A 15027-nucleotide genomic window follows, 5' to 3' on the forward strand; every position below is an offset into this window, starting at 1 on the left:
CTTTTCGAAGGCTTTTCACAGTGAAGACGTATGAGGCGCGATCTACCGGACAAATTTTTTGGAGCGTGGCCTGTTGGGCACCGTCGGGGACTCCCCAGCCTCTCCACCGAGAAGGCAGAGCGATGGAAACATGCCGAAGGCAATGCAGAAAGCAGCTGCCGCATCTCAACGCCGCTGAATGACCGTGCGGCCATCCGGCAGATATTCCACATGCACCGGCAATGAGCGCGGCAGGCTGGAGACAAAGGTGGCGGGCTCGCGCAGCTTGAAGCTGCCGGTCAGGCGCAGCGATTGCAGCGACGCATCTTCGGCCAGCAGCAGCGGCCGCGCCAGATAGTCATTCCAGCGCGCCACGACCTCGGTCAACGGCGTGTGGTCAAACACCAGCCAGCCTTCACGCCAGGCACCCACGTCCTGGGTGTTCACGGCAAAGGGCTGGATATGGCCGCTCGCATCCAGACGCAGTGCCTCGCCCATGGACAGCACGGCATCTGCGGCCCGGTCGGCATCGGCACCTGGGCGCCACACGGCCACCCTGCCCTGTGCCACCCGCACCTGCAGGCTACCGCCGTGCAGGGCCACGGAAAACACCGTGCCCAGCACCCGCACACGCCCCAGCGGGGTCAGCACCTCCAGCGGCCGCTGCGCATCGTGGGCCACCTCCAGGCGGAGTTCGCCCTGGGTCAGATGCACCTCACGGCGCTGACGGTAAAGCAGCACCAGGGCCTCGGTCCCCGGTGCCAGATCCAGCTGGCTGCCATCGGCCAGTTGCCGGCTCAACTGCTGGCCATGTCCGGTGTGCAAGGCCAAGCGCTCCAGGGGCTGCAACCAATGCCAGCGCCCCAGCGCCCCGGTCAGGCCTGCCACCCCGACCACGCCCAGCACCGACAGCGCACGGCGGCGCGTCTGCCGCATTTGCTCCGTCTGGCTTGCGGGGATGGGCAGCTCGCCTTGCAAAGCCTGGCCATCGGTTGCGGTCCAGGCTGCCTGTGCGGCCTGGGCTGCGGCCTCGTTGGCCGGCTCCTGCGCCCGCCAACGCGCCAGCGCTTCTTTGGCGGCCTGCGCCGTCTGCGTGCTGCCGCCATGCTGGCGGGCAATCAACAGCAGCGCGTGCTCCAGCCGCTTGCGTTCGGCCGCCATCATGGCAACAGCCCCATGCAGTCGCACACGGCGCGCACCACATGTTTTTCGATGGCCACTTCGCTGATGCCCATGTGCGCAGCGGCTTCAGCGTGGCTGAAGCCATAGATGCGTACCAGCACAAACACCTCGCGCCGCTTGCGCGGCATGGCTTGCAGCCTGCGGCTCAACAGCTCCAGCTGCTGGCGAGCATCCACCTGGCGCTCGGCCGAGGGCATCTCATCCGCCCTCGCCACGGCCAGGGTTTGCAACATATGGGTTTCGGCCTGGCGACGGCGCGCATCGTCGATGACGATGTTCTTGCCCGTGCGAAACAGCAGCGCCCGCAGATCGTGCACCGCCACCTCACGCGCCTGCAAGGCAAACACACGGGCATAGCTTTCCTGGACCACATCGGTCGCGGCCTCCCGGTCTTTGAGGGAACGGGCAAAAAAACTGACGAGCTCTGCGTAATAGTGCGCAACCACGACAAACACCTCGGCCCGCTGGCGGGGCATGCCGCCGGGCAAGAGGTGCTGCAGCCATCGCATACGCCCCCGAAGGCGGGAAAGCGGCGACTGTAGCAGAAAATGAGAATTAATCTCATTCACCACCTCATCAAGCCCGACAGCTTGCGAGCTCATCGCTGCACAGCCTCCCACAGCCAGACCAGACCCGGCAATGCACCCAGTCCACCCAGCCCAGCAACCAGGCCGGCCCAGCGTGGGGCCGCGCTGACCAAGCCCACCACGGCCAAAGCTGCCACCGAGATCCAGCCCAGCCAGGCCACGGTGCCTACGGTGGCGCCCCAGGCCGCCACGCAGGGAAAGACCGCTGCGACCAGCGCCACCGTGCCAACGCAACGCAACAGCCAGCGCTGTGCAAGGGGGATTTCGTATCTGCCGGTGAGCTGCTCGTAATGGCGGTCCATGGCAAAGGCCAAAGCCGCCATACCCGTAAAGCCCAGGGCCAGTGCCAGCAGTGATGCATGCAGTGTGTTCATGCCGCCACCTCGGCTTTCACGGGCTGTGCATTGCGTGCCGTCCGCATGCCTGCAGTCTGGCGGCGTTTCAACCACCACCCTGTCCAGGCGGCAGCCACGCCCGAGGCCAGGCAGAACAGCTCCAGCCCTGCCCCTTCCCAATCGCCCTCGGCGATCAAGCCCGGCAGATGCTCGCCCACAGTCCACCAACTCAGCAGCGGCAGCAGCAGGCACAGCGCGGCCAGCACCGCCAGCTGCTGGCGCCACGCTGCGGCGACGGGAACCCACAGTGCATGCACCAGCATCAGCAACCACAGGCCAAAGAACACGGCCAGCTCCCAGTCATCGCGGTGGGCAATCCCCACGGGCACCAGGCGGTTGGCCCACAGATAGCCTATGCAGGCCACGCCCAGACCGGTGATAGACGCTACGTTCAGCCCTTCGATCAGCCGGTAGACGCGGGCCGTGGCTCCGCCAAATTCGCCCTGGTGCTTGCTGCGGCGCTTGACCATGAAAAGAATGGCACCCGTGGCCATCAACGCGCTGCCGGCCAGACCGCTGACAAAGTACAGCCACTTCATGGCCCAGCCGCCAAACTTGACCATGTGCAGCCCGCTCATGACGGACTGGGCCTGCGAGGACACGCCGCCGTCCACCTCGCCCGGCAGGCGCACGCGCAGCACCTCGCCCGTGGCCACCGAGAACATCACCATGCCCGAGGTTTCGCTCAGACGCTGGGCATACCTGTCGTCGCTGTTCCAGCCATAAATACCTATGCGAGCCGATGACTCACCGGGCTGGTAAACCACCACGGCGCGCACGGCCTGGCCCATCAACGCCTGGCCCCGGCGCGCAAAAGGCTCCAGGTCCGGCACGGCCAGCGGCTCGCCGCTGCGCTGCTGCAGATAGGGGTTGTCCAGCTCGCGCAGAAACTGCTGCTGCGCCTGAACGCCCAGACCGTATTGGCTGATCTTGGGTGCCGGCATAAAGGTGATGCCAGAGATCACGATGCCGGTGAAGGCGATCATGAATAGAAAAGGCAGGGTCAGCACCCCGGTGGCGTTGTGCGCGTCCAGCCAGCTGCGCTGGCCCTTGCGTGCACGAAAGGTGAAGAAGTCCTTGAAGATGCGCCGGTGGGTGATGATGCCGCTGACCAGCGCCACCAGCATGGCCATGGTGGCAATGCCCACGGCCCACAAGCCCCAGCTGCCCGCATGCAGCTCGTGGTGGAACTCCACAAAATGGTGGCCGCCCAGAGTCTGGCGCACCGCAGACGGCGGCAGCTCCACAGGCTGGCCGGTGCTGGGGTCCAGGGGCTGCATGGCGTATTCGCGCTTGCCGTCGAACCAGTAGGCGGTCAGCCGACCACCACCTTGGGCATCCATCGGCCAGATTTCCCACATCTCCGCACCCTGGTGCTGACTGGCCATATAGTCCAGCCCCCAGGCCAGGCGCTGGGCCCGGTCGGCGCCCTTGGGCTCCAGGGCCTGGGCCGCCTCCTCGGCATGGTGCTCGGGCGTCATCCAGTGGGTAATGGACTCCTCGAACACCGCCAGCGTGCCCGTCAGAAAGACCGCAAACAGCAGCCACGAGAACCACAGGCCGCACCAAGTATGCAGCCAGGCCTGGGCCTGGCGGAACCCGCCTGCAGCAACACCCGTCTGCTTGGCCACACTGCCCCGGGGGCCTTGCTTGTGATTGTTCGCCGTCATCTCAGCCTCCCAGTGCCGGGCGAGCAAAGGCCCAGGCTGCGACCAGCACCACAGCCGTCACCGACAGCAGCAGCCCCCACATGCGCGCCAGCGCAACCGGCGAAAAGGCCCAGATGGCCACCAGCACATGGGCCACAAAACTCCACTGCATGCCGGCCAGCACCGCCTCGGCCCTGGGAATGGGCAAGACAGCCGCCAGCAGCACCGCCACGGCGCTGGCCAGGGCGTAGCCGCCCAGCACAGCAGCCAGCAGGCGCGAGAGAATGGAAAAGCCCGGTCGGGCCGCAAAAGCAAAGGTCATGGAATCGATGGCCAAAAGCAGAAAGTGGGGAATGGCGGGGACATCAATCTGCCCCTCTCATAAGACATGACAAACGAGAGCGGAAAAAGGGCCATTTCCATCCCAGAAATGGAAACCGCCCCGTTCCGAGGGGCTGCAAGGCAGCCTCCAAGGCTCAGAATTTGTAGTTCACGCTGATATTGACACTGCGTGGCGCTCCCCAGGTGTAAGTGCTATACCAGTTGAAGATGGTGTAGTACTTCTTATCCAGGAGGTTGCTGATGCTCACCGAGGCCGACAGTTGCTTGCTGAATTCGTAGCGGGCCATGGCATCCAGCACCCAGTAGCTCTGGACGGTGTGCTTCATGGGAGTCCCGGAAGGCGTGGAGATATCCCCCCAGGTCTTGTCCTGCCAACGGGCACCGCCACCCAGCGTCAGTCCCTGCAGGCGTCCTCCCAGACGGTAGCTTGTGTAGAGGCTGAACTGGTTGGATGGGGTCAGCGTGGAGACGCGCTGTCCCTGCTGGCGCGCAATGCCATGCGAGAAGCCCGCCTGAATCTGCCAGCCAGGAGAAAGCTGGCCCGAAACTTCCAGCTCATAGCCCCTGGTCTTAACCCCTTGAATGGCACGATAGGCCGTGCCACCGGACGGCGTCATGCCACCGGTCTCCACCGCATAGTTGTCCTGCTGAAGCTGAAAGACAGCGGCCGACGCGTTGAGCTTGCCGTCCCAAAACTCGGCCTTGATGCCGAGCTCGTAATTCGTACCCTCCAGCGGGTCCAAGGTATGACCTTGCGCATCCTGCACGGACTGAGGCTTGAAAATCCCAGAGTAACTGGCATAGGCCGAGTAGGTCGGATGGAAGTCATACACCACGCCCAGATAGGGCACAAAGACCCCGGATTCATCCAGCAACTGCGCCCGGTTGACATAGCTGGACCAGCGTCCGCCGGTGATCAGCTTCAGATCATCACGCAGATTCCAGCGGGCGGTGGCGTACAGACCACGCTCACGCGTGGTCTCGTCGTTGCTGAAGTCCGGCGCCACACCCCAAGCAGGCATGGGCACATTGCCCCTCCACTGGTAGTAGTCGCCAATGTTTTTGTCGTAGCTTCCCGTATCCCACCAGCCCTGGTTCTTCCAGCGACGGTTGGTCATGCTCGCGCCCAGTACCAATTCATGCTCGCGCCCACCAAGCTGCAAAGGGCCACTGGCATAGAGGTCGGCAGCATTGCTGGTGGTATGGCCCACATATTTTCCTGCCCACATGCTGGTTCCCGTACCGTCAGCGGGATTGGGGAAACCTGCAGCGGCCGAACCCAGATTGGAGTCATAGCCATTGGTCTGGCGATTGAGCTGCAGCTTGGCCACCCAGCCGCTGTCAAAACTGTGCTCCAGCGTGGCAAAGCCCGTGCGGGTGTATTGTTCCCAGCGGCTCCAACGGGCACCGTTGTTGAAGGAACGCGGCATGTCATTGAAATTACCATTGGCATCAAGCAAGGCGATGCCGCCCCAGGTCGAGCCCATGGGCTTGTTGTTCTGGTGGTCAGCCCCCAGGGTCAACAAGGTACGCGGTCCCAGATCAGCCTCCACAATGCCGTAGAACACCGTGGAGTCGCGGCTGTAATGGTCTTGCTGGGTGTTTTTCTTCTGCTGCGCAACCACGGCCCGGCCACGTACATTGCCTGCTGCATTGAGTGCCCCACCCAGATCCAGTTCACCGCGGTAACTACCCCAGCGGCCACCTCCCACGCTCGCATGCCCCTGGAAATCCTGCGTAGGCTTTTTGCGCACCAGGTTGATCGTTGCGCCCGGGTCGCCACTGCCCGTGAGCAGACCGCTGGCTCCCTTGAGCACCTCGATGCGGTCATAGATCACGGTATCGCTCAGCGTATTACCGGCCGAATAGGCCGAATCGCGCAGCATGGGAATGCCGTCATACTGAAAATTGTTGATGGCAAAGCCCCGCGCATAGTAGGTAGTGCGCTCGCTGTCATAGGTCACCACACTCACGCCTGGCGTATGCTCCATCACCTGGTCGATGGAGTTGAGCTGAAAGTCATCCATCTTCTGCCGCGTGATCACGCTGACCGACTGCGGCGTCTCCCGCGGCGTCAAGACCAGGCGAGTGGCGGTGGCAATACTGCCCGGCGTATACGAGCCCGAGCCTTCGGTGATTTCTCCAAGTTGGTTGGCGTTCACCGTGATCTCTTCCAGCGAACGCGCAGACATCTGGATCTGCCGCTGCACGGTGAGCATTCCCCCTTCCATCCGCCCTTGCAAGCCACTGCCTTGAAGCAAGGTCTCCAGACCTGCCCGCACCGCATAAGGACCTTGCAGTGCTGGCGCCTGACGCCCCTGTACCAGCGTGGGGTCCAGCGCCAACTGCAACCCCGCCTGCCGGGCGAACTGGTCGAGCGCCGCAGCCACCGGCTGGGCCGCAATTTCAAAGCGAATGGCTTGCGCTACCGATGACGTTTGAGCCTGTGCCGAAGCCTGGTGCAAAGGCATGAACAGCCCGAGACTGAGTACCGCCGAGGCCACCGGCGTACGAGGGGATGGAAAGAGAAGCGAATGCATGGGAATTGTCCTTGGCAGTAATAGGCCCAACCCGATGGGCTCACTGCAAGGACGTTTACCGTGGCAAATTCCTGAAAAAAATTCGTCTGAGGTTTTCACCGGGCTGAAACCACCAACCCATTCCCCTGTGCCCGGTGCCTGACCTGGACCGGCAGCGCACGCGGCAGAGCCTGCACCCAGGCCTGGGCATGGGCAATGCGCACACGCCCGCTCACAGGCAGACCAGCGGCTTCGGGCGATACTTCCAGCGACCAAGAGGTGTAGCGTGACAAGCGCTGCACAGCCTCACCCAGCGTGCTATGGCTGAACACCAGCTCACCATGGCGCCAAGCCGCCGCATCCTGGGGCTGGGTCTGCACAGACAATACCGATGCGCCCTGCGCCTTCAACCCCTGCCCGGCCTGCAGCTCATAGTTGCCGCCTGCCGCCTCCACACGCACCCGGCCAGACTCCACCTGCACCCCCACAGCCGCCTCGTCACCCGCCTCACTCAGCTCGACACCAAAGCGCGTTCCCAGCACCACGACCCGGACCCCACCAGCCTGCACAATAAAAGGCCGTTCAGGGCTGCGCTCCACATCGAAAAAAGCTGCCCCCTGGGTCAGCTCCACCGTACGCCGTGCAGCAAAGTAGCGCACGTCGGCGCTGCTCATGGCATCCAGCAGCAGCATGGAGCCATCGGGCAGAGCAAGACGGTTTTGTTCGCCACGGCCGCTGGTACAGCGCAGGTGCCACTGCACATAGTTCTGCCGGTACTGCTCCCAGACCAGGTGGCCGCCCAGGCCCAGCCCCGCCAGACCCAGCAGGGCCCCCAGGCTGCGGCGCCTGCCTGCACGCCGGGCGCTGGTGGCCAGATTGCCACCGCGCCAGCGGTGCAGCGCATCCTCGATGCAGGCACTGGCCTGCATCAGATCACGCTCCACCGTATTCAGCGACAGGCCCAGGCGCTGGGCGATCTCGGGCTGTTTTTCGCCATGGATGCGGTGCGCCACAAAGGCGCTGCGGCTGCGTTCAGGCAAGGAGGTCAACGCCGCCTCCAGCACGCTCAGCGCCTGGCGGTACATCACCGCATCGGCCACATCGGGCGTGTGACTGGGCGCGAGCTGCTCGCGCAGCAATGCGGAATCCAGATAATCCCCATGGCGCTGCCGACGCCTGTGCGCATCCAGCGCCATATGCTGGGCCATGACGGCCAGATAGGCCGTCACGTCGCGCGGTGCATCTTCCTCCGCTGCGCCCTGCCGTTCTCCCGCCCCACTTTGCGCGTGCTCGGCCAGCCGGAGCCAGGTGTCATGCACCAGGTCACCGGCCTCCTCGCGGCAACCCGTGCTGCGCGCGGCCACACGCAGCAGGTCGGCATAGGCCCGGTCAAAGCCGGACAGCAGCGCGCGGGTGAAAGAGGTGGAGAGTTCCATGGGGCCAAATGATAGCCACAAAGAAGAATCATTCTCAACTCCACCCACAAAGACGGGCCAGCACCCAGCCCTTGCTCCGGAGCCGAGACACCACCAGCGCTTCAAGCGCCTCTCAGAGCGTGTTCACGATCTCAGAACTGGCCGCGCAGCGTCAGCATGGCATTGCGCGGTGCGCCATACATATTGTGGAAAGTGGCACTGCCCACCGATTGGAGATAACTGCGGTCCGTGAGATTGTTCAACGCCAGATGGGCGTGCCAGCGCGGGTTGATGCGGTAGCCCAATGTGGCCGAGACCGTGGCATACCCGCCCTGGCGCGAGCCATTGGCAATGTAGATATCGCTTTGTGCCTGCACGCCCATGCCCAGGCTCCAGCCCTTCATGCGGCCCCCCAGGGCCTGGTCATTGAACCGGTAATGGCTCCACAGCTTGAGCAAATGGCGCGGCGTGGTTTCCGGCGCAAAGCGCTGGCCAGCGTTGGCGCTGTCGCGCAGGTATTTGGCATTCAGATAGGTATAGCTGGTCGAGACATCCCAACCCGGGGCCAGTTTGCCCACAACCTCTGCTTCCCAGCCCTGGCTTTGGACTTCGCCCGCTGCCATGCTGCAAGCGCCATCCCAGGAGTCCGCGCAAATGTGGCTGGGGTCAGGGTCAAGCATGCTGCGGTTTTTCTCACGGATGCGAAAGGCGGCCAGCGAGACGTTCAGGCGATCATCGAAGAACGCGCCCTTGATACCTGTCTCCACCTGCCAGCCCACACGCGGATCCAGCAACCGCCCCTGATAGTCCTTGACCGTCTGCGGCGCAAAAATATCGGCATAGCTGGCATACCAGGTCAGCTGCGGTGTCCAATCCCACAGCAGGCCTCCGTAGGGCGTGAACTCATGGCGCACCTTGGAGTTTTCCGTCCAGGGCTCATGTCCTGCAGCCGTGATACCGCGGCTGCGGCTTTCATAGCTGGTCCAGCGCCCGCCCAGCACCAGGGTCAGTGGATCGGCCAGCTTCAAACGGGTCACGCCGTAAAAGCCGGATTCGACGGTGTAGTCATTGTTGGTCCGCGCCGCTGGCCCGGGCAGGAAAGCGCTGAAGTCGTGCTGGTGAAGAACGTCCCAGTCTTGCAAGGACACATAGTTGTTATTGCCCTTGAAGTCCTCGGTGATACGGTTGTACCCCAGGGTCACGGTGTGACGGCGGCCCAGCAGCTCGAATGGCCCGGAGACGCTGGCATCCACGCCGGTCCAGACATCGTCTTGCTGAATGCGCCCCAGGGAGACGCCGACCAATCCGCCATTGCTGGAGTCCAGACCGCTCCAGGGGTAGGCGGTATAGCCAGCGTTGTAATCCAGTGTTTTGCGGGACAGCGTGCCCTTGGCCGTCCAGCCATTGCCGAACTGGTGGCTGGCATCCAACGCCACCTCATTGATCTCCCGAGGGGCACGTCTGTTCGACCCCACAAAGGCTTTGCGATTTTCCAGCAGCGAACCATCCACCTTGGTGGGCTGGCCAAAGAAGTTGACGCGCTCCACGTCCATGTGGGTCAGCGCCAGCCCCAGCTTGGTCTGCGGCGTCAGGTCGTACTCCACCATGCCATAGGCCACCATGCTGCGGGCATGGCCCACGTCATAGAACATGTCCTGGTCGCTATAGGCCAGCACAGCCCTGCCACGCAATGTGCCCCCCTGGTTCAAGGGGCCCGTAGCATCGACTTCGGCACGGTAGTGATTCCACGAGCCAGCGGACAGGGCCACTTCAACGCCTGCCGTGTCCTTGGGCCGCTTGCGCACATAGTTGACCGATCCCGCAGGGCTGCCACTGCCCTGCAGCAGCCCAGAGGGACCGCGCAGCACCTCTACCCGGTCATACAGAGCCAGATCATTGTGCATGTACAGCAGCGAGGCCATCTGCGGCACCCCGTCGAACTGCGCGCCCAGGGTATAGCCACGCACCGACATGCGCTCCTCGCCGGCATAGCTGTCGGTACGCACACCCGCCACCGACTGCATGGCCTGGGCCATATCGGTCATGCCCTGGTCCTTGATCTGGGCCTGCGTCAGCACCGATACCGACTGGGGAATTTCCCGCAGCGTCAGCGTGTCCTTGCCTATGCTGACTGCGCGTGCGGCGTACTGTCCCGTGTCTTCGGTCACGGCGCTGCGCAGCGCTTCGGCCGTCACGGTCACAGCCGCCAGGCTGACCCCTTGCGAATCGGCCATGCTCTGCACCAGGACCAGCTCACGCAAGGTGTAGCCGCCCCCTTGCGCAGGCACTGCTGCCAGCCGGGTGCCGCGCAAGGCCTGGGCCAGCGCCTGCTCCACCGTCAAAAGACCTTGAACACCCGGGCTGTGCTGCCCTTCGGTGAGCTGCGAGCCAAAGGTGACCAGCACACCCGCCTCATGCCCGAGGCGGTTGAGCGTATCGCCCAAAGGGCCTGCGGGTATGCGGTAGTGACGCTGTGCATCGGCCTCGGCCTGCGCCCACGCGGTGCGTGGAGTGACCACTCCAGAGCCCACTCCGGCCAGAAGCCCCAGGCACAGCACATGCAGTGCCATAGCGACAGGTCGAAGAGCAGGCAAAGCCCGGAGTGTGGGAGCGAAGGCAACAGCGCGTGGCCGGACAGGCAGAGAGCACATGGGAATATCAACTCGGAAAGTGACAAAAACTGCAGGCACCGAAATGCCTTTCTTTCCTGTCTGACAGTCCAGCGATGCCAACTAGCTCATTTTTTTGCGAATCTTTCCCATCAGGAGCTCGCCGCCTGCACACTCACCCAGTAGCGCGAGAAGAAACGCAGCTGCACCGGCAAGGCCGAGGTCAGCGACGCCAGCACCTTGTCGGTATCGGCCAGCGGATAGCTGCCAGACACCCGCAAGTCTGCAATGGCCGGATCGCAACCCAGATGCCCACGCCTGTAACGCCCCAACTCGGCCAGAAAATCCTGCAGCCGCATGTGCGAGACCACCAGCATGCCATCCGCCCAGGCAGCTGCAGCCGGCTCCAAAGGGCCATTGCGATGCGCTGCGACTCGCTCCAGCCACCCGCGCTCTCCTGCTGCCAGGCGCAACACGCCTGCGGCAGCATCGATCGGGCGCAGCTCTACCGCGCCCTCCAACACCCCCACCTCAAAGGCCTGCTCTCGCTCGCGGACCATGAAGCGCGTACCCAGCGCACGCACGCTGCCCAGCGCGGTCTGCACGCTGAAGGGCCGCCGCTGGGCATCGGGCGCGGTCTGCACCAGGATTTCACCGCGCACCAGTTGCAGCACACGCACATCAGCACGGTAGAGGATGTTCAGCGCACTGCCGGTGTTGAGCACGACCGAGCCACCGTCGGGCAGGCTCAGCCTGCGCTGCTCCCCCACCGCAGCCACGACCTCTGCCGACCATGCCCGCCAGGACTGCGAACGCAGCAGGGCCGCCGTGCCGGCACCCGATACCAGCGCCACCGCCAACAGCTGCATGCTGCGCCGCCGGCGCGGCGAGGCTGGCGCCCCCAGGGCGGCGCGCGCCAGGGGCAGCGGAATGCCGGCCATCTCGCTGCCCATGGTCTCTATGCGCTGCCAGGCCGCCTCGTGCAAAGAATCGGCTTCCCGCCAGCGTTGCAGCTCCAACCGGGTTCGGGCCGTCTCCTCTCCTGCACGCAGGGCCACCCACCAGCGCACGGCCTGCTCGGCCACCTCGGCAGGAATGGCCTCCACCTGGGCACAGCCGCCGGGCCTTGCGCTCTGAACATGGCCATCTGCAGCGGCAACGGACGAAGAGGGCATGGCTACTCCGGGAAAAAGCAGCGCAGCGCAGCCTTGGCGAGATGGCGCTTGACCGTGGAGACAGAGATGCCCAGCTCCGCCGCAATCTGGCCATGGTTGAGCTCTTCCAGCTGCGCCAGCAAAAAAGCCTGCTTGGCCAGCGCCGGCAACGTGCCCAGGCGCCGGTCTATCTCCACCAGCGTTTCCAACAGCATCAGCCGTGCCTCGGGCGGTGGTGCGACGGGCTCGGGCATGGCAGCCAGGGCCTCCAGATAGGCCTGTTCGATGGCGCGCCGGCGCACCTGGTTGATCAGCAGATTGCGGGCAATGGTCGTCAGATAGGCACGCGGCTCCAGCAAAGGTGCCTGCTGGCGTGCGCACAGCACTTTGACAAATGTGCTTTGTGCCAGATCGGCTGCATCAAACGCATTGCCCACTTTTTTGCGCAGCCAGCCCTGCAACCAGCCATGGTGGGCGGCATACAGGGCAGCGATATCAGCGTGCGACGTGTTGGAGGCGGGAGGCATGAAGATGTGTAGCTGGCAGAGTGGCCTACAAGCACAATATTAAACGAGAATAATTCTTGTTTATTCTATCCAATACCGTCTGCGGCATGCATCAGAGCCCATGCATCCACAGACTTCATCACACCCATGCGGCGCAACAGCCCCCTCGCCTACCAGTAGTACCTGATGCTCACATTGGCCTCGCGGTCCACACCGCGGAAGATGCCGCCGTAGTAGGTCTTGTTGAACAGATTGTTGATGTTCAGCGCGATCCGGTATTGGGGCGTTTCATAGGCCACGGCCAGGTCGGCCACGGTGAAGGCGTCATTGACGTTCAGGCTGCCGTCTGCTGCCACGTTATAGGGAGAGCGGCCCTTGTAGCGCAGGCCGCCGGCCAGCATCAGACCGGGCACGGCGCGGGGGCGATAGTCCAGCCACACGCTGGCCATGTGGCGGCTGGTTTGCATGGTCTGGCGATCCACCTCGGCGGGCCGGGTGCTTTGCGTGGTTCGCGGGTCCAGCCAGGTGTAGCTGAGCAGGCTGCTGAGTTCGCGTGTCAAGCCGACCCGGGCTTCCAGCTCCATCCCCGTCGCGCGCACCTCACCTGTCTGGATGCTGAAGCGCGGGTGGTCGGGATCCGGGGTGGTGACATTGGTCTGCCGCAGGTCAAACACCGAGGCCGTGATCAGAGTGCTACTGCCTGGCGGCTGGTACTTCACCCCCACTTCGTACTGTTTGCCACGGCGCGGCAGGAAGGCGCTGCCATCGAACTTCAGGCCGGTGGCCGGATCGAAGGAGGTGGCATAGCTGGCGTAAGGTGCCCAGCCGCTGTCGAACTGGTAGAGCACACCGGCGCTGCCCGTGGTGGCGCTGTCCTTCATGCGCGGCTGGGTCGTGCTGTTCTGCGTGGTACGGGCCTGGTCGTGGCGCAGGCTGAGGTTGGCTGTCCAGCGGTTCCACTGGAGCTGGTTGAGGGTGTAGATGCCGGTCTGGCGCAGGTCGGAGTTGCTGTCTTCCATCTCCGGCATCTCCACGGACTGGCCATACACCGGGGCATTCAGGTCCAGGTCGGGCACGTTCCAGCCAAAGCCCATGCCACCGCGCTCCTTGTACTTGCTGTGGTCCAGGCCAAAGGCCAGGCGGTGTTGCAGCGCCCCCCAGCGCAGGTCTTTCTGTGCCCGGTTGTCTATGGCCAAGGCCGTTCCCTTGGTGCGCTGGGCCAGGTTGGCGCGCGAGATGCTGTGCCCATCGGCCAGCACGTCCATGGCGTAGATGTGGCGGTAGTCGATGTCGATGCGGGAGTAGCGCAGGTTCTGTGTCAGCTGCCAGCCGCTGTCAGTCTGGTGGCTGAATTCATAGCCCAGGGACTGGGTATCGCGGTCGAACCTGTCGAAAGCCGAATCGCCAGCGGTGAGCTTGGGCGAGAGCTGCTTGATCTGCGGGTAGGTGAACAGGCTGGGCCACCAGGATTTGGGTGTGCCGCGCTCGCGCGAGTAGGAGCCCAGCAGCGTGAGCTGGGTCTGGCCCGAGAGGTTCCAGCGCAGCGAAGGTGCGATGGAGATGCGGTCGTCACGCGATCCCACGGTGCGGCCGTCGCTGTCACGGCCCTTGAGGTTGAGGCGGTAGAGCACATCGCCGCGCTCGTCCAGCGCCCCGCCCAGATCGGCCGTGAGCTGGGCACGGTGGTAGCGACCATAGGACAGGCCCACGCTGTTGACATGGTCGGCCTCCGGCTTCTTGGACACCACATTGATCACGCCGCCCGGGCGGCCCTGGCCAAAAAGCACCGAGGCCGGGCCCTTGATGACTTCGATGCTCTCCAGCTCATCGATCTCGTCGTTCCACGAACCATAGGTGCCGGCCGAGAACTGGCGCAGCCCGTCCTTGTAGTAGGAGCTGCCATCGCTGAAGCCCCGGATAACGGCCCCCGTCATGCGCAGATCGGCGCCCGTGACCTCGGTGGACACGCCAGCCGTGTACGACAGCGCCTGCTCTATGCTCTTGGGCGCCTGGGTCTTGATCTGCTCCTGGCTGACGATGGAGATGGAGCGCGGCGTCTCCATCAGCGTGCTGCCGAGCTTGGTGCTGGCAGCACGGCCCGAGCCCGCATAAAGCGCCTCGGCTGCATAGGCCTGGGAGCTGACCGTGACCGTGGACAGCGCAGCCGTGCCGGCCGTGGGCGCCACCGGTGCCGGGGCCTTTCGCAGCAGCACCGCGCCCTGGGCCGAGCGCTGGGCCATCAGACCGGTGCCAGCCAGCAGACGGTCCAGCGCCTGGGCCTGGGTCAGCCGCCCCTGCAGCCCCGGGCTGTGCAAGCCCTGCACCTGGTCTTGCGTGAAAGACAGCAGCAGGCCCGAGGCGCGGCCAAAACGGGTCAAGGCCTCATCCAGCGGGCCGGCAGGAATGCGGTAGTCCCGCAGGGCATCCACCGCCGCAGCAGACGGCGCGGCTGCTGGGACAGCGGTTTCTGCCGCCACCTGCGTTGCAACGCAGACGCACAGGCCGGCAGCGACCAGGGCCAGCACCAGACGGTGCAGCGCCCATGCAGGGGCCGCAGAGGAAGAGGAGAAATCCGCAGGATGCGCCTGCGCCAGAAGATCAGCCATGGTGGTCAGGGCCCGAAGGCCAGAAAAATGAAGTGCAACCCACAGCCCAAAGACCGCACCGGGTTGGCCCGCAGACGGTGTGCA

11 protein-coding genes are annotated in these 15027 nt (G+C 64.3%); all 11 read right to left on the reverse strand.

Annotated elements, in window-relative coordinates; all coding sequences use genetic code 11:
* Window positions 1-165: 165 nt before the first annotated feature.
* A complete protein-coding gene (locus G486_RS0105115; RefSeq protein WP_156919897.1) occupies window positions 166-1143 on the reverse strand; it encodes a FecR family protein in 978 nt (325 codons plus the stop codon).
* Entirely contained in the window at window positions 1140-1637 is a 498-nt protein-coding gene (locus G486_RS0105120; protein WP_245587246.1) for a sigma-70 family RNA polymerase sigma factor, read from the reverse strand. The genes G486_RS0105115 and G486_RS0105120 overlap by 4 nt, the downstream gene beginning before the upstream one ends.
* Before the next feature lie 122 nt (window positions 1638-1759).
* Entirely contained in the window at window positions 1760-2122 is a 363-nt protein-coding gene (locus G486_RS0105125; RefSeq protein WP_027014567.1) for a DUF3325 domain-containing protein, read from the reverse strand.
* Window positions 2119-3813, reverse strand: coding sequence for a PepSY-associated TM helix domain-containing protein (locus tag G486_RS0105130; protein WP_051303165.1), 1695 nt, complete (start codon window positions 3811-3813; stop codon window positions 2119-2121). The genes G486_RS0105125 and G486_RS0105130 overlap by 4 nt, the downstream gene beginning before the upstream one ends.
* A gap of 1 nt (window position 3814) precedes the next feature.
* Complete coding sequence (locus G486_RS21580) at window positions 3815-4114, reverse strand: hypothetical protein (protein ID WP_034386779.1); 300 nt, start codon at window positions 4112-4114, stop codon at window positions 3815-3817.
* A gap of 154 nt (window positions 4115-4268) precedes the next feature.
* Complete coding sequence (locus tag G486_RS0105140; RefSeq protein WP_027014569.1) at window positions 4269-6674, reverse strand: TonB-dependent siderophore receptor; 2406 nt, start codon at window positions 6672-6674, stop codon at window positions 4269-4271.
* Window positions 6675-6769: 95 nt separating this feature from the next.
* Window positions 6770-8089 (reverse strand): sigma-70 family RNA polymerase sigma factor, encoded by a 1320-nt coding sequence (locus G486_RS0105145; protein WP_027014570.1) that lies wholly within the window; start codon window positions 8087-8089, stop codon window positions 6770-6772.
* Window positions 8090-8220: 131 nt separating this feature from the next.
* The gene (locus G486_RS0105150) at window positions 8221-10638 is read right to left on the reverse strand and encodes a TonB-dependent siderophore receptor (protein WP_051303167.1); all 2418 of its coding nucleotides are present in this window, start codon (window positions 10636-10638) and stop codon (window positions 8221-8223) included.
* 191 nt (window positions 10639-10829) lie between these two features.
* A complete protein-coding gene (locus tag G486_RS0105155) occupies window positions 10830-11852 on the reverse strand; it encodes a FecR domain-containing protein (RefSeq protein WP_084455050.1) in 1023 nt (340 codons plus the stop codon).
* A gap of 2 nt (window positions 11853-11854) precedes the next feature.
* Window positions 11855-12358, reverse strand: a complete 504-nt coding sequence (locus G486_RS0105160; RefSeq protein WP_027014573.1) for a sigma-70 family RNA polymerase sigma factor — start codon at window positions 12356-12358, stop codon at window positions 11855-11857.
* Window positions 12359-12507: 149 nt separating this feature from the next.
* Window positions 12508-14943 carry a TonB-dependent siderophore receptor gene (locus tag G486_RS0105165; RefSeq protein WP_084455052.1) on the reverse strand — a complete coding sequence of 812 codons (2436 nt, stop codon included), beginning with the start codon at window positions 14941-14943 and terminating at the stop codon, window positions 12508-12510.
* Window positions 14944-15027: the final 84 nt, after the last annotated feature.

It is taken from the genome of Comamonas composti DSM 21721 (genome assembly GCF_000429845.1).
GTDB lineage: Bacteria > Pseudomonadota > Gammaproteobacteria > Burkholderiales > Burkholderiaceae_C > Comamonas > Comamonas composti.

Excerpts from the sequence above, each read along its gene's own strand:
- G486_RS0105130 (WP_051303165.1), bottom strand. The coding sequence starts at position 3,813 with ATGACGGCGAACAATCACAAGCAAGGCCCCCGGGGCAGTGTGGCCAAG.
- G486_RS0105165 (WP_084455052.1), bottom strand. The coding sequence starts at position 14,943 with ATGGCTGATCTTCTGGCGCAGGCGCATCCTGCGGATTTCTCCTCTTCC.
- G486_RS0105155 (WP_084455050.1), bottom strand. The coding sequence starts at position 11,852 with ATGCCCTCTTCGTCCGTTGCCGCTGCAGATGGCCATGTTCAGAGCGCA.
- G486_RS0105120 (WP_245587246.1), bottom strand. The coding sequence starts at position 1,637 with ATGCCCCGCCAGCGGGCCGAGGTGTTTGTCGTGGTTGCGCACTATTAC.
- G486_RS0105125 (WP_027014567.1), bottom strand. The coding sequence starts at position 2,122 with ATGAACACACTGCATGCATCACTGCTGGCACTGGCCCTGGGCTTTACG.
- G486_RS21580 (WP_034386779.1), bottom strand. The coding sequence starts at position 4,114 with ATGACCTTTGCTTTTGCGGCCCGACCGGGCTTTTCCATTCTCTCGCGC.
- G486_RS0105140 (WP_027014569.1), bottom strand. The coding sequence starts at position 6,674 with ATGCATTCGCTTCTCTTTCCATCCCCTCGTACGCCGGTGGCCTCGGCG.
- G486_RS0105115 (WP_156919897.1), bottom strand. The coding sequence starts at position 1,143 with ATGATGGCGGCCGAACGCAAGCGGCTGGAGCACGCGCTGCTGTTGATT.
- G486_RS0105150 (WP_051303167.1), bottom strand. The coding sequence starts at position 10,638 with ATGGCACTGCATGTGCTGTGCCTGGGGCTTCTGGCCGGAGTGGGCTCT.
- G486_RS0105160 (WP_027014573.1), bottom strand. The coding sequence starts at position 12,358 with ATGCCTCCCGCCTCCAACACGTCGCACGCTGATATCGCTGCCCTGTAT.
- G486_RS0105145 (WP_027014570.1), bottom strand. The coding sequence starts at position 8,089 with ATGGAACTCTCCACCTCTTTCACCCGCGCGCTGCTGTCCGGCTTTGAC.